At 47.9% G+C, this 18,692-nt stretch carries 24 protein-coding genes; 1 reads left to right on the top strand and 23 read right to left on the bottom strand.

The window, feature by feature from the left end:
- Nucleotides 1-27 precede the first annotated feature (27 nt).
- The 14 genes from GLV97_RS15315 to GLV97_RS15250 form a co-directional block, all read right to left on the bottom strand.
- The gene (locus GLV97_RS15315; protein WP_160890028.1) at nucleotides 28-447 is read right to left on the bottom strand and encodes a hypothetical protein; all 420 of its coding nucleotides are present in this window, start codon (nucleotides 445-447) and stop codon (nucleotides 28-30) included.
- A 5-nt stretch (nucleotides 448-452) separates the two neighbouring features.
- Entirely contained in the window at nucleotides 453-653 is a 201-nt protein-coding gene (locus tag GLV97_RS15310) for a helix-turn-helix transcriptional regulator (protein ID WP_160842238.1), read from the bottom strand.
- A gap of 142 nt (nucleotides 654-795) precedes the next feature.
- Complete coding sequence (locus tag GLV97_RS15305; protein ID WP_160842239.1) at nucleotides 796-1,863, bottom strand: SDR family oxidoreductase; 1,068 nt, start codon at nucleotides 1,861-1,863, stop codon at nucleotides 796-798.
- Between the two features lie 144 nt (nucleotides 1,864-2,007).
- Nucleotides 2,008-2,205 carry a hypothetical protein gene (locus GLV97_RS15300; RefSeq protein ID WP_160890027.1) on the bottom strand — a complete coding sequence of 66 codons (198 nt, stop codon included), beginning with the start codon at nucleotides 2,203-2,205 and terminating at the stop codon, nucleotides 2,008-2,010.
- On the bottom strand, nucleotides 2,202-2,672 hold the full coding sequence (locus GLV97_RS15295) for a PH domain-containing protein (RefSeq protein WP_160890026.1): 471 nt from the start codon (nucleotides 2,670-2,672) through the stop codon (nucleotides 2,202-2,204). The genes GLV97_RS15300 and GLV97_RS15295 overlap by 4 nt, the downstream gene beginning before the upstream one ends.
- A gap of 209 nt (nucleotides 2,673-2,881) precedes the next feature.
- Nucleotides 2,882-3,724 carry an alpha/beta fold hydrolase gene (locus GLV97_RS15290; RefSeq protein ID WP_237418640.1) on the bottom strand — a complete coding sequence of 281 codons (843 nt, stop codon included), beginning with the start codon at nucleotides 3,722-3,724 and terminating at the stop codon, nucleotides 2,882-2,884.
- A gap of 21 nt (nucleotides 3,725-3,745) precedes the next feature.
- Complete coding sequence (locus tag GLV97_RS15285) at nucleotides 3,746-4,639, bottom strand: ABC transporter permease (protein WP_160835189.1); 894 nt, start codon at nucleotides 4,637-4,639, stop codon at nucleotides 3,746-3,748.
- Between the two features lie 11 nt (nucleotides 4,640-4,650).
- A complete protein-coding gene (locus GLV97_RS15280; RefSeq protein ID WP_160835188.1) occupies nucleotides 4,651-5,601 on the bottom strand; it encodes an ABC transporter permease in 951 nt (316 codons plus the stop codon).
- A 58-nt stretch (nucleotides 5,602-5,659) separates the two neighbouring features.
- The gene (locus GLV97_RS15275) at nucleotides 5,660-7,285 is read right to left on the bottom strand and encodes an ABC transporter substrate-binding protein (protein WP_160835187.1); all 1,626 of its coding nucleotides are present in this window, start codon (nucleotides 7,283-7,285) and stop codon (nucleotides 5,660-5,662) included.
- Nucleotides 7,286-7,298: 13 nt separating this feature from the next.
- Nucleotides 7,299-8,519, bottom strand: coding sequence for a dipeptidase (locus GLV97_RS15270; protein ID WP_160835186.1), 1,221 nt, complete (start codon nucleotides 8,517-8,519; stop codon nucleotides 7,299-7,301).
- A 29-nt stretch (nucleotides 8,520-8,548) separates the two neighbouring features.
- A complete protein-coding gene (locus tag GLV97_RS15265; RefSeq protein WP_224872597.1) occupies nucleotides 8,549-9,613 on the bottom strand; it encodes an ABC transporter ATP-binding protein in 1,065 nt (354 codons plus the stop codon).
- The gene (locus GLV97_RS15260) at nucleotides 9,597-10,616 is read right to left on the bottom strand and encodes an ABC transporter ATP-binding protein (RefSeq protein WP_160890024.1); all 1,020 of its coding nucleotides are present in this window, start codon (nucleotides 10,614-10,616) and stop codon (nucleotides 9,597-9,599) included. Before GLV97_RS15260 ends, GLV97_RS15265 begins: the two co-directional genes overlap by 17 nt.
- Nucleotides 10,617-10,631: 15 nt before the next feature.
- A complete protein-coding gene (locus tag GLV97_RS20285) occupies nucleotides 10,632-11,420 on the bottom strand; it encodes an IclR family transcriptional regulator domain-containing protein (protein ID WP_160890023.1) in 789 nt (262 codons plus the stop codon).
- Between the two features lie 602 nt (nucleotides 11,421-12,022).
- Nucleotides 12,023-13,447 (bottom strand): aldehyde dehydrogenase family protein, encoded by a 1,425-nt coding sequence (locus GLV97_RS15250; protein WP_160890022.1) that lies wholly within the window; start codon nucleotides 13,445-13,447, stop codon nucleotides 12,023-12,025.
- 294 nt (nucleotides 13,448-13,741) lie between these two features.
- On the opposite strand from GLV97_RS15250, the gene GLV97_RS15245 reads away from it, so the two are divergent.
- Nucleotides 13,742-14,023, top strand: a complete 282-nt coding sequence (locus GLV97_RS15245; RefSeq protein ID WP_160890021.1) for a hypothetical protein — start codon at nucleotides 13,742-13,744, stop codon at nucleotides 14,021-14,023.
- Here GLV97_RS15245 and GLV97_RS15240 read toward each other — a convergent pair.
- The 9 genes from GLV97_RS15240 to GLV97_RS15200 all read right to left on the bottom strand — a co-directional run bounded on the left by GLV97_RS15240 (nucleotide 14,020) and on the right by GLV97_RS15200 (nucleotide 18,682).
- A complete protein-coding gene (locus GLV97_RS15240; RefSeq protein WP_160890020.1) occupies nucleotides 14,020-14,505 on the bottom strand; it encodes a GNAT family N-acetyltransferase in 486 nt (161 codons plus the stop codon). The two genes, GLV97_RS15245 and GLV97_RS15240, sit on opposite strands and share 4 nt — an antisense overlap.
- Nucleotides 14,498-14,995: a GNAT family N-acetyltransferase gene (locus GLV97_RS15235; protein ID WP_160890019.1), complete on the bottom strand. Its 498-nt coding sequence runs from the start codon at nucleotides 14,993-14,995 to the stop codon at nucleotides 14,498-14,500. Before GLV97_RS15235 ends, GLV97_RS15240 begins: the two co-directional genes overlap by 8 nt.
- Nucleotides 14,996-15,014: 19 nt before the next feature.
- Entirely contained in the window at nucleotides 15,015-15,197 is a 183-nt protein-coding gene (locus GLV97_RS15230) for a hypothetical protein (RefSeq protein WP_160890018.1), read from the bottom strand.
- A gap of 22 nt (nucleotides 15,198-15,219) precedes the next feature.
- Nucleotides 15,220-15,492, bottom strand: a complete 273-nt coding sequence (locus GLV97_RS15225) for a hypothetical protein (protein WP_160890017.1) — start codon at nucleotides 15,490-15,492, stop codon at nucleotides 15,220-15,222.
- Nucleotides 15,493-15,551: 59 nt separating this feature from the next.
- Nucleotides 15,552-15,806, bottom strand: a complete 255-nt coding sequence (locus tag GLV97_RS15220) for a hypothetical protein (protein WP_160890016.1) — start codon at nucleotides 15,804-15,806, stop codon at nucleotides 15,552-15,554.
- Between the two features lie 541 nt (nucleotides 15,807-16,347).
- Complete coding sequence (locus GLV97_RS15215; RefSeq protein ID WP_160890015.1) at nucleotides 16,348-16,911, bottom strand: histidine phosphatase family protein; 564 nt, start codon at nucleotides 16,909-16,911, stop codon at nucleotides 16,348-16,350.
- A 190-nt stretch (nucleotides 16,912-17,101) separates the two neighbouring features.
- Nucleotides 17,102-18,010, bottom strand: a complete 909-nt coding sequence (locus tag GLV97_RS15210; RefSeq protein ID WP_160890014.1) for a S66 peptidase family protein — start codon at nucleotides 18,008-18,010, stop codon at nucleotides 17,102-17,104.
- Nucleotides 18,011-18,131: 121 nt separating this feature from the next.
- Nucleotides 18,132-18,278 carry a hypothetical protein gene (locus GLV97_RS15205; RefSeq protein ID WP_160890013.1) on the bottom strand — a complete coding sequence of 49 codons (147 nt, stop codon included), beginning with the start codon at nucleotides 18,276-18,278 and terminating at the stop codon, nucleotides 18,132-18,134.
- Nucleotides 18,279-18,409: 131 nt separating this feature from the next.
- On the bottom strand, nucleotides 18,410-18,682 hold the full coding sequence (locus GLV97_RS15200) for a hypothetical protein (protein ID WP_337194112.1): 273 nt from the start codon (nucleotides 18,680-18,682) through the stop codon (nucleotides 18,410-18,412).
- Nucleotides 18,683-18,692 lie beyond the last annotated feature (10 nt).

The following is an 18,692-nucleotide window of genomic DNA, read 5'->3' as shown; positions in this document are numbered from 1 at the left end:
TTTTTGGAAAAATCGTACAAGAAAAGACTATTCGTCGCGCTCTTTCTGCCGAAGGCCGTACATATAAAAAGCGGGGAGGACCAAACAGACAAAAACGATTCCTCCAACCAACAAACCGTCCATCACGTTGTACCCATTCGTCAAGGCGGTGAAAGTAACAAATAAAAGAGAAATCAATGTGATTACACCGAGAGATATGTACAACCGTGTCACGGGGGACCGTTTTGTTTTCTCATGCTCCACACTGATACTCATGGAAAGGTAGGCATTAATCACTCCTGTCAAAATGAAAACAAACCAGACAGGATTGTTCGTCATCCCGTCCATCCCATAGTTAATCAGATCATAAAGCAGGATTCCGAGAATTCCTAAAGTCTGGACAATAAAAGTAATCCTGATGTTCTTTAAATTTTTCAACTGCAGACGTTCATCTTTAATTTTTTCCATTTCTTTTACTCCTTTCGTTCCTGCCAGAATACTTCATCCAGCGTTTGGTTAACGGCATAGCAGATCTCCAGACACAGCTTCAACGTTGGGTTGTAACGGCCTTTCTCAATCAAGCTGATTGTCTGACGTGTGACACCGACCTTCTCTGCAAGTTCCTGCTGGGTTAAACCGAGGGTGACACGCGCGATCTTCACTTTATTTTCCATAATTATCTATCCCTTCCTCATCAATGTAACATATAAGTTACATAATGCAATACATATATTCCATTTATCACAAAAACAGCCTTACTGCTTAAAAACGGTTATTAAAAAAGACCCACCCGGATGTCGAGTGGATCTTAAGCCTTTATTGATTAGAGAAATCCGGAAGAACGCCTTCCTGCTGGAATTCACGGAACAGGCGTGTGAACATTTCTTCACTATCTACAAATTCGTGGAATCCATATTCTCTGAGTTTTGTTGTAGATGTCATCACATCATAATCACAATTGAAAATGAAGTCTCCAAAGCCCCATAAGGCCAATTTGTCATAAGGAATGTCCTGCAGGTGGTATTTCTCTTTCATCTGCTCCCATAACTCCTGCTTGTCGGCCATCATCTCAGAGAGTTGGATTGGCGGCTCTGCTCCTGCTGCTTCCATGTCAAAATAGTCGGCAATCGTCTTCCACATGTGCTCCCAGCGGAAGTAATCCCCGTTCGTCACATTGAATATTTCAAATGCGCAGGATTCCTCAACCGCAGCCCACTCCACACACTGAGCGAGAAGGGTCGCATCTGTTACCTGAGCAAGATACGGATGCGCTTTTCCAGGAAAACGAAGAGGCAGACCCAGTTCCTTGGATATCGAAGCGTAGGCGCCGATCACCATAGCAAGGTTCATAGGCTTTCCGACTGAATACCCGCAGACGACATCCGGACGGAGGATTGTCCAGCTCCAATCTTTCCCTTCCTGTGCCCGGCGCATATAGTCTTCCTGTGTAAAGTAGAAGTTCGGCGGCATATGGCGGGCGTCCGTTTCCTTGGCTGGCGTTTTAATAGGTCCGAGATGCACGCCGTAGGCTTTTGCCCCCTGCATCAAAATCACACGCTCCAAGTGGTCCGCGTTTTTCTCTACGGCATTTAATGTATTTTCAAACATCGTCTGATTGACCTCCACCTGCTTTTGAGGATCAGATTCATAGTCCTGATATGCCGCATAAATGAAATGGGTCACTTCTGAGAACGATTCCAGATTCTCCTGGACGTTCTGACCATCCATCATATCCGCTGAAACATAAGTGATATCCGATGGATCATCAGGGATATGACGGGCAATGCCGATAACATCCCAGCCCTCCAGCTTACTCAGGTGCCTGGCAATGTAACTGCCGATCACTCCTGTAGCTCCGGCAACGACAGCTGTTTTCTTCTGCATATTCCATACCTCCCGGATCAGATTAATGTGAGTTTCACATAAGTATGACTCTACCCGCGACATTCTTCCTCCAAACAACTTCCATTCCAATCATGGTGAAAAAAGGAAGTTCAAGCACCTCATTCAGGATGACTAATTGATCGTTTATGCCTGCCTCTTTTTTTGTTTTTTCCGATCACTGAGAGGGGCAATCCAGAAGCCAATGACAAAGCCGGCAACCAGCATTCCTATTAAATGATTCCAGTCGATCGCACCATCATTGACGTATCCCAGGATAACAGAAAACGGGCCCAGTATGCTCCACATCAGAAGGACGGACATGATTCTCTTTTTCAAACTCATGTCCCCGCCTCCCTCAACGTACGGCTGATATCAATCCCTGGATTATTCCTCTGCAGAAGGCGTAGGAAAGCCTTCTCATCTTTGGGAGAAATATGTGTAATGGCATGGTCGGACGAATGGATTTCGAGACGCCTCACCGCGAGTGCAGGAGTGGCAAACGGACTGTTTCTCTTCTCCACTTTATGAATATCTTCTATGCGGATCTTTTTTCTCATGGGACCAAATCGAATGTGCAGGATCCCTGCATTAATTTTGTATCCGGTCGTAAACCAGATCCATGAAAGGATTCCTATGATTCCTGCACTGAGAAGGTATCCCGGCACGCTTTTATATGTAATCAACTGCCAACCGGCCGCTTCTCCCCCAAATAAATAGAGGAGAACAATGCTTCCAATGGTTCCTCCGTACATAAGCACAAACAATAAGTCTTTTCTGGACGGAAAATACACGTCCATCACCTCCACCATCTATACGTGTTCCTATCCGAAAAAGTTTCATATAATATGGAGGATATTGTAAAAAGCATCAACCGTGAGAGACACCCCGCTGAATCGGGGATATAAACATGAAAAGAACCGGATACGAAGTCCTTATAGTCAACTAAAAAGAAAGAGTGCCGGATGTAACCAGACACTCTTTCGTCTTTATATCTTCCCTTTCGTCTTTTGCTTATTGGTTAAAGAGGCTGTACAGCTCTATGTTTATGGAGAAAACGACGGACCAGTTCTACGTATCTTTCATTCTCCTCCAGCTGGGGAGAGTGGCCGCTGTTTTCAAAAATGACGAGCTCGGCATTCGGTACACATGAGGCAATCGTCTCCGAGCAGATCACTGGGGTGACCCAGTCATGCCTTCCGACTGTCACAAGCATCGGTGCATTGATCCCGGCTAATTGATCCACCAGATTAAACGCGGGTTTATTATACCGAAAAGCGAAGTTATGCGTTTCGTGCCTGTAGTAAATCTGGTCGAGGCGCTGACGGACGGCTTCTTCATCATATTCAACGGTATAAAGCGGCTGGATCAAAGTGAACAGCTCTTTCAAATCCTCATCAGAGTACACCTCCCCTCCAAAAAGGCGGGTCATGTTTTCTTCAGTGATGCCCTCAATCCCACTCTCAAGGGCACGGTCGATGGAGAGGTAATCAAAGTCACTGCTTGCTGCGGTATCCCTCAGCAGCACGCGGGTGACACTGTCAGGGTAGCGGATGGCATACTCGAGCGTTAGAAACCCGCCGTACGAGCCGCCTAAAATGGTGATCGGACCGCCGACAAGCTCCCGGCGGACAGCTTCAATATCCGCCGTCCACTGTTCGTGAGTAAACGGCGGCCGCCCCTCCGACCTCCCTGAACCTCTCATATCCATAAAAACGAGCTTGTACGTATCTCCTAAGGCTGAGAAGGCTTTGATATCACTACGGCAGTCGCCAAGGCCCGGAGCTCCGTGGATGAAGAATATCACCTCTCCCTCGGGATTTCCATGGACTTCATAATACAACTCATTGTCATTCACGTTCATGAACAAAGCGCATCCTCCTCTTTATTTTTTCGCAAAACGCGGATCCAGGGCATCTCTCAGCCCATCCCCGAGAAAATTATAAGCGAGTACAACAATGGTGATTGCTACACCAGGAAGCACACCTAAGATCGGCGCCGTCCAGATGTACTGCTGGGAGTTCTGCAGCATGTTCCCCCATGTCGGCGTCGGTGGCTGGATGCCGAGACCGAGGTAGCTGATCGCACTTTCCGTAAGAATGGCCCAGGCAATAGCGAGCGTCCCGGAGACGATGATCGAGGGAAGAATCTGCGGAACGACATATTTCAAGAGAATCCTTTTTGCAGAGGCCCCGGCCGCATGGGCCGCTTCAACAAACTCGTACTCCTTCCACTTCAACGTTTCTCCGTAAACGACACGGGCAATTTCCACCCAGCCGGTCAGGGCGATGACGAGCACGACCATGAACGGCGTCGTCCCAAGCACCGTAAGAGCGACAAGGACGAAGAAAAAGTTCGGAATCGCCATCATTGCTTCCGTAATGCGCATGAGGACAGCTTCGACCACTTTTCCAAAGAATCCGGCGCAGGCGCCTATGATCGTCCCGATAATCAAGGAGAAAAGCATGGCGCATAATCCGACTAAGAGCGTCACACGGCCGCCGTGAAGCATTCGGGCAAAAACATCCCTGCCCAGATCGTCCGTTCCGAAGGGGTGGTGCAGCGTCCATCCGGCAAGAGCCCCTGCATCGGTCAGTTCATCCGGTGAAAGCGGCCACAGAACAGGACCGATAAAGACGACGGCGTGGACAACGACTAAAAACCATAACGATAGATACGCCACTTTGTTCTGCTTCAACCTTGTAAGGAGTACGAAGCGCCGCTTTTCCTTTTTCAGGGGCTGTTCTTCCATATCTTCTTTTATAGAAGCTCCTAACATTCGGTCCCCTCCTATGCCATATTTTTTACACGCGGATCGACTTGGGAATAAATGATATCGACAAGCAGATTGCTGATGATAACGACAAGCGTAATGACAACGGTAATGCCCATGATCAATGGATAATCGCGGCCATTGGCCGCTTCAATAATCAACGTTCCGATTCCTGTCCATCCAAAAATCGCTTCGGTGATCACAGCACCGCTCAGCAGCCTCGGAATCAGCACGCCGATAATGCTGATGATCGGAATCATCGCATTCCGAAGCGCATGCACATACAAAACGACGAATTCCTTCGCCCCTTTGGAACGAGCAGTACGGATATAGTTCTGTGAAATCACTTCCAGCATCGATGATCGCGTGAAGCGGACGATATTCGGAAGCACGGTCGTTGACAGAATCAATACCGGCATGGCTAAGTGAGCCATCCAGCCCCCAAAATCAAAGTCCGCGCCCCTCGGTCCGACACCGGACGACGGCAGCCAGCCAAGTTCAACAGAAAATAACAGAATCAGCATCAGCCCGAGCCAGAAGGAAGGAACCGACAAACCGATGACACTCGAAAAGTTGATCACGTGATCCGCCGCTCTTCCTCGTTTCAAAGCGGAGATGACACCGAGGATGATGCCTGCAATGACTGAAAAGATGATCGTGAATACGGTCAGTTCCATCGTATAAGGCAGACGTTCTGCAATCCTTTCCACGACCGCTTCACTGGAGTTGAATGATGTGCCCAGGTCACCGGTGACAGCATTCCCCACCCATTCAAAATAGCGGACGATGACCGGCTGATCCAGACCGAGACGTTCAATCACCGCCTGACGTTCTTCAGGTGAGGCATCCATCCGCATGACCCCTGTGGGCCCACCTGGTGCAAGGTTGATGAGAAAAAAAGTAATGACAGTCACAATGAACAATAGAATGATGCTCTGGCCAAAGCGGTTGAGTAAAAAACGAATCACACAGGTCCCCCCTTTTTATAAAAGAGAAGTGCACGCGGTGGTGCACTTCTCCCATGACTTACTCCGCCATATACCATTCCTGGATATAGTGAAGCGTATCTCCAAAGGCCAGTTCAGGAACACCGTCGATATCCGAGCGCTTCACCTGTACTTCCTGCGGGTACCAGAGGAACATATACGGAAGCTCTTCAGCCATCAGCTTCTGGGCCTCAGTATAGATTTCCTTCCGCTCTTCCACATCGCTTGTTTCCGCACCAGCGTCCAAAAGCTTGTCCATTTCTTCATTTTGATAAGCCGGGATGTTATTACCCTGCTCGGCAAAATCAGAGTGCATATACGCCTTCAAATCGGGATCCGGCGGGTAGCGCCACCAGTTCAAGGTCATCGCATAATCCCTTTGGATGACGACTTTGTCAATCATCGTATTCCAGTCCATCGTGTTCAACTGGACATCCAGGCCGACATCAATCAAGTACTGCTGAACAAGCTGGGCAATCGCTTCTAAATCCCCTTGAATACCGATATCAAAGATAATTTCGAAGTTCTCTCCATCCTTATCGACAAATCCATCGCCGTTCGTATCCTCCCAGCCTGCTTCAGCAAGGAGCTTTTTCGCTTCTTCCGGATCGAACGGGTACTGCTTCACATCATCGGTGTAATACTCCGACAAGGCCGGCGTAATTCCCGCATCTGCAATCGTTCCATATCCCTGCAGAACGGTATCGATGATGTTCTGACGGTCAAGGGCATATTCCATCGCCTGACGCACTTTCACATCCTGGAACCTCTCCTCCTGCTGGTTGACGATCAGCCAGAAGAAACGGTTCGTATCACGTCCATCCACATCAACGCCGTCCGCACTCTCAATACGTTCGACCGCAGAGGTATCATCCAGAGCGAAGATGGAAAGTTCGCCGCTCAACAGCTGCGCCACGTGGGTGTTGGCATCAGGGAGGATTTTGTATTCCACTTCGTCCAGATTCGCGGCATCGCCGAAGTACTCATCATTCCGCTCAAGCACGACACTCTGGCCGGATGTATAAGATTTGAGCTTGAAAGGTCCTGTTCCAACAGGATTCTCCTTGTTAAAGCTCGTCAGATCCCATGGGTCTTCTCCCTGGAAGATGTGCTCAGGAATAATCTCTGTATTAAAGCTCAAGTAAGCCGGAAGGGCGGCAACCGGGCTCGATAAGTTGAACATAACGGTGTAATCGCCGTCTGCTTCCACACTTTCCACCTGTCCGAAATAGGAGGCACTGTTCGCTCCAAGCTCTTCGTTCAACGTAATATCGTTGAACGTAAACACCACGTCCTCTGATGTAAACGGCTCGCCGTCATGCCATGTGACATCATCACGGAGCTGGAAGGTCCAGGTCAGCCCATCTTCTGATGTTTCCCAGGATTCAGCAAGATCCGGTGCAGGCACGAGATCTTTCCCCGGCTTCGTCAAACCGTCGAATATGACACGGTTAATGACATTGGACTCGGCATAGGCACTCGGGTGCCACGGATTAAAGGTTGGATCAGCGACAATCGGAATCGATACCTTTCCACCGGAGACCGCCTCTTCCGAAGCAGCCGCCTCTCCTTCTGCTTCCTCTTCCCCGCCGTAGGAACAGGCGGCCAGGAACAACGCCATTAGTGCAGCTGATAAAAAGACCCACCATTTTTTATTCATCTTCATCGTCCCTCTCTTATTATTTCGCCCACGTTTCTTTCAGCACACGCAGAATGTTTCCACCGGTAACTTTACGGATGTCTTCCCGGCTGTATCCTTTAGCCACAAGCCAGCGGACGATGTTCGGGAAGCATTCCGCCGGGTTTTCCAGCCCTTTGACATAATCGACACGTTCCATCGAGGATTTCTGCGCACTTTTGATGGATAATTGGCCGGCCAGTGTATCATGAAGCCCGACGTGATCACCGAACAAGGTATCCGGACCAAACGCCACATGCTCGATGCCTACCAGATTCGCCGTGTATTCGAAGTGTTCCATGAACGAATCGATATTGTGATGCGGATGATTTTCCGAAACGGTCGAGTGCGGAGCTGCCTCAATTCCGATGACCCCTCCTTTTTCTGCGCAGGCTCGAATGACACTGTCCGGCTTCATACGCTTCGTATCCCATACTCCCCGTGCGCCGGCATGATTGATCGTCACCGGCTTTGTACTCGTTTCAATCGTATCGAGGGCTGTTTGGTCACCGGCGTGAGAAACATCCACAGTGATACCGAGCTTGTTCATCCGTTCGACCGCCTGTTTTCCAAAAACGGACAGGCCGGCATCATTCGGTTCACGGAGGCCGGAGCCCAGCATATTCGATTCAGAATAGCAGACGCCCATCGTGCGGATGCCGAAGCCATACAACACATCAAGACGGTCCAGCTCATTTTCAATCATGGATGCCGATTCCAAGGCTCCGACAAAAGCGATTTTTCCTTCTTGTTTCGCCCTGGACAAATCTTCGATACGCTCGGCTTTGATCACCATATCCTGATGAGCGATGTCGCTGAAGCGGATGCCCAGGTCGTGAATGACATCCGACCATTTCCACCCTGCGAGTGAAGTGATCATCGCTGTTCCGTCCATGAAATTTTCAAAAATGACATCAAGTCCGGAATGGCTCAGCGCTTCAAACGCTGTAAAGTCCCTGCCCTGCCGGCGGAATTCGTAAAACTGGCTAAGATCTTCCGGTGCGATGAACGTATGCTCATGCATGGAAATCATCAAATCCTCATCCAGGATCGTCTGGACCTCGTTTTCCTGCTCATCAGTCACAGGGTAGGAAAAGCTCGGGACACGGCCCACTTCTTTTGCAAGATTGTAAGATTTATAATCGACGTCCGCTTCCAGATATTGAAAAGACTTATAGCCGTCATAGACTTTTTGGTTCCCTTTTTGTATGAGTTCAGCCAAAGGATATTCCCCTTCCTTTTAATTACCGTTTATGCCATAATAAGGTTATTAGTTTTGTTGTCAGATGGTTTCTGACGTTGAGCGACAGCTTCTTTTAACGTCTGCCCTTTTTCCAAAGGGTAATGGCAGGCCGTGAAATGGCCGTTTCGCGTTTCCTGCCATGCTGGAACTTCCTGACTGCATCGTTCTGTTGCAAGTGGACACCTCGTCCGGAAATTGCATCCTGAAGGCGGAGATGCTGGTGAAGGCACTTCCCCTTTAAGGACGATGCGTTCTTTTCTTGCTTCGGGATCGGCTTCTGGTACAGTGGACAAGAGTGCTGCCGTATACGGATGCGCAGGATCATTGAAGATCGAATCCGTATCGGACAGTTCGACGAGTTTTCCTAAGTACATCACACCCACCCGGTCGGAAATATGCCGGACGACATTCAGTCCGTGTGCAATGAACAACAGCGTCAATCCCATCTCCCGCTTCAGCTGGATCAACAGGTTGATGACCTGGGACTGGACGGACACATCCAAAGCGGATACCGGTTCATCCGCAACAATGAATTCCGGCTCAAGTGCAAGCGCCCTTGCAATGCCCACCCGCTGCCTCTGTCCTCCCGAAAATTCATGCGGGTAGCTGTGATAACGGCTCGCATCCAATCCTACGAGCTCCAACAATTCCTTAACTTTCCTTTCTTTTTCTGCACCTTTGGCAAGACCATGAATCTCATACATCTCTCCGATAATCTGCCCGATAGTAAAACGCGGGTTCAAAGAACCGAAGGGATCCTGATAAATGATCTGCATATCCTTACGGAGTCTGCGCATGTCTTTCTTCGAATACTCTAGGATGTTCTTCCGGCCATAAAGCACCTGGCCGTCTGTCGGATCCTGCAGTCTTAAAATGTTCCGGCCGAGCGTCGATTTCCCGCATCCGGATTCTCCGACAAGTCCGAGCGTCTCTCCCTTATAAATATCAAAGGAAACATCATCCACCGCCTTCAGCGTCTGCTTACGCTTCCCTAAGGCCCCACCTCCTTTAATCTCAAAGTATTTCTTCAAATGCTGAATTTCCAACAGCTTTTCTTCATGATTTTGATTCAACGGGATCCTCCTTTCCTGGAAAAGGGTCAAGCTGCGAGGCAGCGAACTCTTCCACATGCCAGCAGGCGACGTCACGCCGGCCCATTTTTTGAAGCGCCGGTTCTTCTTTATGGCATTTCTCTGTCGCAAAACTGCAGCGTGGGGCAAACCGGCAGCCTTCAGGCATCTGGTTCACGCCTGGAATCGTTCCTTCAATGGTCGGAAGAAGCTCCCCTCTGGCACCGCTCATTTTCGGAATCGATTCAAGCAGCCCTTTTGTGTAAGGGTGATAGGGGCGTTCAAACAAATCGCTGGTCTCTGCAATCTCCATCACCTTCCCGGCATACATGATGATGATTCTATGGGAAAGCTCTGCGGCCACACCGATATCGTGGGTGATGAGCATGATGGACATGTCTTCTTCATCCCTCAACTTTCGGAGAAGCTCGAGAATCTGCGCTTCGATTGTGACATCAAGCGCCGTTGTCGGTTCATCTGCGATGAGAAGCTTCGGCTTGGAGGCGAGGGCAATGGCTATCATGACCCGCTGCCTCATCCCTCCCGACAATTCATGGGGGTACTGCTTCAACCTTGTTTTCGGTTCAGAAAGCCCGACAAGGGTCAGCAAATCCTCCGCCTTGTCCATCGCTTCCTTTTTCTTCAGCGGCTCATGATAACGGATTGCTTCGACGATCTGCTGGCCGATGGTGAAGACAGGGTTAAGGGCGGTCAACGGCTCCTGGAAAATCATTGAGATCTCTGCTCCTCTGATCTTCCTCATTTCTTCATTGGATTTGGTCGTCAGCTCTTCCCCCCTATACTCGATCGACCCGCTTACAATTTCCCCATTTTCAAACTCGACCAGCCTCATCACAGACATCGATGTGACACTTTTCCCACTGCCGGATTCCCCGACGATGCAGACGGTTTCTCCTTTTTCAATATCGAAACTCACCCCGTCGACCGCCCGTACAAACCCATCCTTTCCCTGGTAGCCCGTCACGAGGCCTTCCACCTTCAACATGTGTGATCCCCTCCTTTAATGAAGACTTTCAAGCAGATAGTTCCGTCTAGTCGGAAAACAAACTTTGCTTAAAACAGAATCGAGCTCTCCCCGGTGCCGGATGAGGTCAGGTAAGATTTGTTCAGCCACCTCTTCTGTGAGACGGTAGCTCGGACCGGCTATCGATAGCGACCCGAGAACCATATGGCCGTAATCAAACAAGGGAATGGAAACCGCGGCTACATCACTGATCGTTTCGCCGGAGGAATACGCCCACCGCTTCCTTTCGGTGTCCTCAAGTTTTTTCAACATATCAGTTTCTGACGGGATAAGGCCGGGGTGTTGGACAGCCCCTTCATGAACGATTCTTCGTTGAACTTCTTTAGGCAGGTGACAAAGGATGACTTTGTGGGAAGCTCCGACATAAAGCGGGGAACGACGGCCGACCGAGCCGGCGAAGCGGACAAGCCGGCTGCTTTCTACAATCTTGGAGAAGACCCCTTCCTCGTTATCCAGAAGTGTCATGACGACACTTTCCCCGGTTTCGGAAGCAATCTTATGCATGATGGGATGAATGATCTCAGAGATTTGGAAATGTTGTTCGACGATGTTGCTGAGCTCAAGGAACTTAATGCCGAGCTCATACTTTTGTGTATCCATGCTGCGGTACACATACCCCCGTTCTTCGAGGGTGGTCAGCATCCGGTGGACAATGGTGTGACTCATATCAAGCGCTCTGGACAACTCCCGGAGTCCCCACTTCGGATGTTCCAGTGTGAACATATCAAGGACCTGAAGCGCCTTATCGACGGTTTTTGAACTCACTCGGCTTCACCGCTTTCTAAGTGGTTCTATAATCGAACCAATATTCTGAATTTTATGATTACTAATGATACTAGCACAAAACGACCATTTTGCAACTACTTTTTCCGACTTTTTTCGAGAACCGAAATAAAAAGAAGCCCTAAGCTCAGACGGCTCAAGACTTCTTATCTAAAGGGTCCTGTTGAAAAAAGCGTCCATAACCTTGGGCGTTTCTTTTTGTTCAGTCAGCTTACCCAGTTTAAACCCCTGTTCCATCAGGGGCTGGAACCCAACTATTCCGTAGGGCACCTTTAACGAACGCACCCATTCTCCAAAATGGAAAATTATTCATTAGGTATAACCGCTGTCTTATGGTATACTAGATCCTGCGATGAGCTGAATTGCATAAGACGAGATTGACGCGCCTTTATGGCAGGGCACTAATGTGGAGTGCTGTCACTCGCCGCAATACGCAAAGACGTCCTTTACAGGGCGTCTTTTTTTATGGAGAAAAACGCTCCCCCCAGAAGATGAAACTATCCGCAGGCTTCACTTTTCCTCATACGTCAAAAAAAGAGCTGTCCTCCTGAAAAGGAGGACAGCTCTTTCTTAAGCTATGCTAATTAAGACGGGAATCCAAGAATCGCTTTTTTCTCAAGGTATTCTTCAATTCCGTAATCGCCCCATTCACGACCGATACCAGATTGTTTATAGCCGCCGAATGGTGCATTGAAATCATGAGAGGCATCATTTATCTTGATACGGCCGGCACGGATGGATGTTGCCACTTTTTTAAGTGTTTCCGGATCTTTACCATAGACGTAACCTGCTAATCCATACACCACATCATTACCTATTTCAATGGCTTGATCAATAGTGTCATACGTAATAATACTCATCACAGGTCCAAAAATCTCTTCCTGGGCTATGACCATATCGTTCGTTACATCAGTAAAAATCGTTGGTTTAGCATAATACCCTTTTTCTAAGCCTTCCGGAAGTCCTGTACCACCGGCAATCAGATTTGCACCTTCTTCCTTCCCTTTTTCAATATAGGATTGAACGGTGTCCCACTGTTTCTTGGATACAAGTGGTCCGACATAATTCCCTTCACGCGGATGCCCTACCGGAAATTCAGGAAGAACGTCCAGGACGGCCTGTTCAAATTCTTCCTTCTTGGAAGCTGGAACAATCATCCGGGTCGCAGCAGAACAAACCTGCCCTGTATTCGTGGCGATATTGCTTACTGCATTCCGGGCCGCATCTTTCATATCCGCATCTTCCAGAACAATCAATGGAGATTTACCTCCAAGTTCAAGAGCAACGTTTTTAATCGTTTCAGAAGCATTCTGCATGATTTTCGTTCCTACGCCCGCAGAACCTGTGAAGGATACAAAATCAATATCAGGATGGGAGCTGATACCGTCACCTATCGTTTCGCCTGTACCGTTAACCAGGTTGAACGCTCCCTTAGGTACGCCAACTTCATCAAAGATCTCTGCTAACATGATGGCAGCGAACGGCGTCATTTCCGAAGGTTTTAATACAACAGGGCTTCCCGCTGCAAATGCACTGGCAATTTTCGTTGAAGCTTGGTTTGTCGGGAAGTTCCAAGGTGTGATTAAGCCGCTGACCCCGACAGATTCCTTGACTACCGTATGGTTGCCGCGGTGCTCCATGAATTCAATATTTTTAAGAGATTCAGCCGCCTGGGCAAAATGATTATAGCCCATGCTGTAGTGAATCTTCTCCGAAATTTCAAGCGGTGCCCCCAGCTCTTCCGTCATCACATCAATGAATTCGTCTTTGCGTCGTGCATAGGCTTCGGCTATGTTCTCAAGCATTTCAATACGTTCTTCTTTAGAAGTTTGAGAGAAACCCGGGAAAGCATCGCGGGCGGCTTGAACAGCTTTATCCAGATCTTCCTTCGTACCTAAACTAATTTGACCCATCGGTTCTTCCGTGGCAGGGTTTATGACGTCCTCGGTGTCATTTCCCGTGGATTCAACCCATTCACCGTTAATGTAATGCTTCAATATCGTACGCATATTCAAATTCTCCTTTATAAAAAGTTGTGTAGTTTGCTTTGTTTAGTCATGTATTACCGCTAACGCTCTACACAAAACATCTCGAAGCTAAGAGGGGTTTTTGAACATGCGTCCGACTGCGCTTCCATTACTGATTTAGCAGGAATAGGAATTTGGTATAAGAATTACGAAAAGAAAACAGCGGCCTCCTTTACAGACAGGGAAGCCGTTAATGAACAGGTGAATGGAACTGCCCCCTTCTTGTCTCGTCAAACGCCCACTGCTAACATGAATAGAGAAAAGGAGGTTATATCCATGACTGTCAACCACAAGGGATTCAGACACTTGGCCATTCTATGTATCCTACTATCTCTGCTCGTCCAGAATCTCAGTCTGATGGGTACCGTTTCTTTCCACGAGAATGTATTATTCCTGTTCAACTGGATGCTTCCGGCAGCCGCTCTCACATTATCCATCATCTCGTTTTCGAGATCGCAGAATAAGAAAGATCTGCTTATCACGGGTTTTGCTGTACTGGCCTTTTTCTACAGTATCATCTTTATCCTCGTCGCTTGGATGATGATGGATAGTCCTTAACCACCGCTCCATACATAGACGAATTCGCCGTCTTCCTCTTCCATCTTCTGAAACCCTGATTTCTCCAGCAGGTTGATCGATGGAAGGTTTTCTTTTTCCACACCTGCCTTGATCACGTAATCCCCTTTGGATCGGATCCAGTGAGTCAGGGCTTGGATGATCTCATACGCATAGCCCTGCCGCTTATACGAAGGATCAATCGTATAGCCCACCCAGAAGTCATCCTCCTTCTTCAGCAGAAATACATCACCGAGGAGCGCCTGGTCTTTTTTTCTTATCACAGCCAGCTGAGAACCACCTTCCACTCTCTGCGGATTCAGCAGGGTCGTTTCATAGACCTGGCGGGTGAATCCTTTGAACCCCTGGTATTTCATCCAGTCCAGATCATTCCGGTAGCTCATGAACGCCTCAATGTCCACGGAAGTAAAAGGTCTTACATAACAGCGCGGAGTTTCTAAAACAGCGTTACTTTCCTCACTCATCCCCAGCTTCCTCCCCTCCCCTATGCAGCAGCTTATAGTAACTATACATCCGTTTGTTTTCATAAAAACGTTCTCTGTATTTAAGATAACCAAGAGAAGCCCAGAACTTTACGGCAGGAAGGTTGTCCGCATGAACAGCGATTTCAATCACGTCCGCCTGCCGCTTTTTCATAAGCTCCTCATAAACCCTGTACATTTTCTTCCCAAAACCCTGTCCATGATAAGCGCTGTCCATCAGCAGCAGACTCAGCCACGGATTTCCGGAGTTCGGCGACTGCATACCATATTCAATAATGCCTATGAGTCTATCACCATAACCAACCAAATGTCTTTCATTACCGAGTTCCTCCGCTTCCTTCCACTGCGCTCTTATGTCATCCACCGCTAGAAGCTGCTTATCATAAGCAATTTTATTGTAGGCAGGATTTGAGTTGTGAATCATACACTCTTTTTGGATATGAGCCTCCTGCACTTTTGTAAAGCTGAACATGTTCCCGACTCCTTTAGTTTCATATGAAGTTTCCAATTAGGGCAAAAAGCATCATCAAGGCAATACCTCCGAACAAAACATACCCAATCCATTTAATCGGGCCGGGCAGTCCGCCCTCACTCGGTTTTGGATACCCTTCGATTTTCTTTTGATGGTCGATGGCATCATTAAAAGACGGATCATCGTTGGAATGGTTGGACATAGACTCACCTCCGTATATAGGATCAAGAACCGTCATGATCGCTGATATCGTCAAAAAGATCTCCCGTAATAAGGTCGTCATCATAGGAATCAAAAGTATTGTAGTATTTGGCCTCCGGATGTCCTAATACAGCGTTTTTCCTTCTTTCATAGGTGCGGATGAGGTGAAGGACCGAATAACCGATGCCACCAGCCAGGGCTGTGTATACTAGAAAATCAGCTCGATAAAAAAGATATGTACAAACGGCAGCTATAGCGGAGAGGAGCAGCACAACTTCGAAAACTTTGATAGTCATCACCTCCTTTGGGTTACACACACTTCCCTTCGATACGAAACTTTTTGATTCTATCCTTTTCATGCAAAGGATAGAACAGCCATGACATGGACAACGGTAATCGTCAAAATACCGAGGATGTTCGCTAACACGACGAAGGTCTTCCAACGCTGAGCTTTCAAACCGGTCAACAAGCCGATGACAGGCAGCAGCATCGTTACGATAAAAATCAGACGGTACTCCTCGATGAAAGACCCCGGGGGAGCTTCAGGATTGATGATCATCAGGATGAAGGCAGTCACGATACAAAACAGTGATCCATACGCACGCATCATTGATCCACTCTCCTTTTATATTTCTATACCCTGATGTCCACTTTTTACCAACATGATCTTTCCGGTTCCTCTTTGACTTTCACGGCAAAGGACCGCATGCCTCTCGGGCCCCCCTTGATATCCAATCTGTTTTCCAGAACCAGCTGAATCAAACGGTACTCTACTTTCTTTTTCATCAAAGGATCCATTCCTCCACCCTTTCATCTCCTCTATCATTCAAGGTACTGCTGCTTTTTTTAAAACAAAGCTCTGTTAAAGTCTGTTGTTGATATTTTAAACGAGTACTAAATCGTTTCCGTCTGGAATCAGGGGTCCGGTCCGTTATTTACTCAGGGCATGGTACGGCAGGGAAAACCGTTCGCTTTCCACGGGGAACGGTACCCCACGGAAAGGGAGTCATTCCCAAGGCCGCCTCATACCAATCCCAGGACAGAAAGGGGGATAGGAGCTCACATGTTAAATAACAAACAGAGCCTAAAACAAAGACCGGTAAACAGCTGATATATGACCAACCGCTTCACCGGTTCAAACGCACCTGGAATCATTCCTCATCCATCCATACCCTACAGCAATCGATAAGCCGGCCATTTTCAAAAGAAAGCTTATAGATATCCGGCATCGAAAGCTTTTTCCAAAACTCAAAATCGTATCGTTCATGAAAAAAATTCATTATAAGCACCATAATGTTGCCGTGTGTGCCTGCGACAATACGGCGGCCTTGATATTGTTCCAGGAGTGTTTGGATGCCCTGCACGCCTCTATACCTGGCTTTATGGTTGGATTCTCCACCTTCCCACGAAAAATCAGGGTTCTCCCACAGCTTCGTAATGGCTTCTTCAAAATGGCGGGCCGATCCATCCATCAATTTCCGTTCCTTCAATTCTTCCATCTTATGTACGGGTTTCCCGATTGCAGCTGCAATCCCTTCCACTGTTTGTACCGCCCTTAAGTAAGGACTGGATACAACGTCGTCGATCCCTTCGTTTATCAGCTGTTCTGTAACTTTATCAACATCCTTCTGTCCCTTTTCTGACAGGGGTCTTCCATGCTCGTCCGGTGTATAGACCGAATGGGCATGCCGGACTAAGTAAAGGTGTGTTTTCATACAATCCTCCTTCAAGAAGGGAAATCCAAAGAGCTGTCCCCTGCATATTCTGCAGGAGAAACAGACGGCTCCTTTTATACCAGTCTCGTAATCAAAAAGCATAGAAAGAACACAATCCCCCCGCTGATCACTGCATAGGAAATGATATGACGATCCAACAATCCTCCTCCTCTCCAAGTGAGACAGAAGTTTATCGACTCACACCGGAATCCACAACCAATTGAGGTGGAGATGTTGTAAGCTTTACGTTTACCCCCAATGGTACACCATAGTTCGGCTGCATATGTCCAAAAGGAAAATTCTTTACGACTGGAAAAGATGCGTCCGCAAAGAAATCACGAAGGACTTTGCTGACTTTCTCCTCTTCATCAGCCTCCACCTGGAAATTCCCTAACACAACTCCCTGTACGGAGTCGAAAACCCCAGCCTGTTTTAGGTGTGTAAGTTTTAAGTCAATAAGGAAGGCCGGCTCACCAACTTCCTCTATGAGGAGGACAGCTCCGTCTGAATCGACCTGATGAGGCGTGCCAAGGCCATTGGTAAGTAATGTTAAATTCCCACCTGCCAGATGCCCTCTTCCTTCCCCTTCTGCCAACACCTGAAGGGAAGAGTGCCGGTCACTAAAAACCGCTGTTTTTTCAACAAACGGCATGGAAAGCGAAGACTCTGTCTGTTCAGTCCTTTGTTCATCGTTTAAATCAGACGCCGCCATGGGACCGTGAAAAGTAACCAGACGGCTGTTCTTTTGAATCGCATTCAATAGATATGTAATGTCACTGTAACCCCAGAATATTTTCGGGTTCTTTTTTATGCCTTCATAATCCAGTAAAGGAGCAATTTTTGCGGATCCAAATCCTCCGGTGGCACAGAAAACTCCCCGTATAGACGGATCCGCAAAAGCTTCGTGCAGGTCCTTAACCTGTTGTTCAACCGCTTCTTTCCCCTCCTCATCTGAAAAGACGTGGGGGCCAATAGTGACCTCAAGCCCGAAGTTTTCCAGCACTTTTATGCCCTGCTTTAAATGTTCGTGATCTGGTTTCCCGGCAGGTGCAACGACTGTAACACGGTCGCCTGCACGTAATGCATTTGGCTTTATCATAAAACTCCCCTTTCCTGAACATCCGTAATAGATCGATATCGGCTGTCATACATTTGACTGGTCATTTTTGAAGGACAGATCCAGGCTTTTCACCTTGTGTCTCCTGCCTGACCATCACTCTCTACATGACCCACGCGCCCAGCAGAATGAATCCACTTCCGATAGTCATGACAACAGTCTTTGCCAGAGGGTATGGAAGCTTGTTCAGGAGTTTCATAAGACTTTCCCACTCCAGGTATCCGCTTGATCCAACTCTCCCATCATCCACATAATCCTTCCTTCTCATCTTGAATATGGACGCATACAGGATAAAGCCCCCCCAAGGATGAGGACTGCACCTAAAATAAGAACCATGAAGATCTCTTTTCTCTGCCGGCTGTTGGTTTATAATTCACCGCTTCAAACGCCTCCGCTCACTGTCCCGATGATGTTAAAAGCAATCGGGAACAAGAAGAGACCGATGTTAAAAATCATTCCTGCCCGTGCCAGGTTGTCACGGTTCATTTTATAGCCAATCAAACCAAGGGCTGCTCCTATGGGACAGATGACAAATGGAAGGACGAGAGGCAGTCCCTGTATGTTCAAAGGAACGATATCGAATAAAAAGTTTACAATCAAAATCGTTAAAACGGTTGGGATCAGGATGGACCCCACACTAATCAGTTTTTTCACTATAAAACAT

It is taken from the genome of Halobacillus litoralis (assembly GCF_009856355.1).
GTDB lineage: Bacteria > Bacillota > Bacilli > Bacillales > Halobacillaceae > Halobacillus > Halobacillus litoralis_B.
The sequence above is the reverse complement of the archived record's forward strand: the minus strand, read 5'-3'. Positions and strand labels throughout refer to the sequence as shown.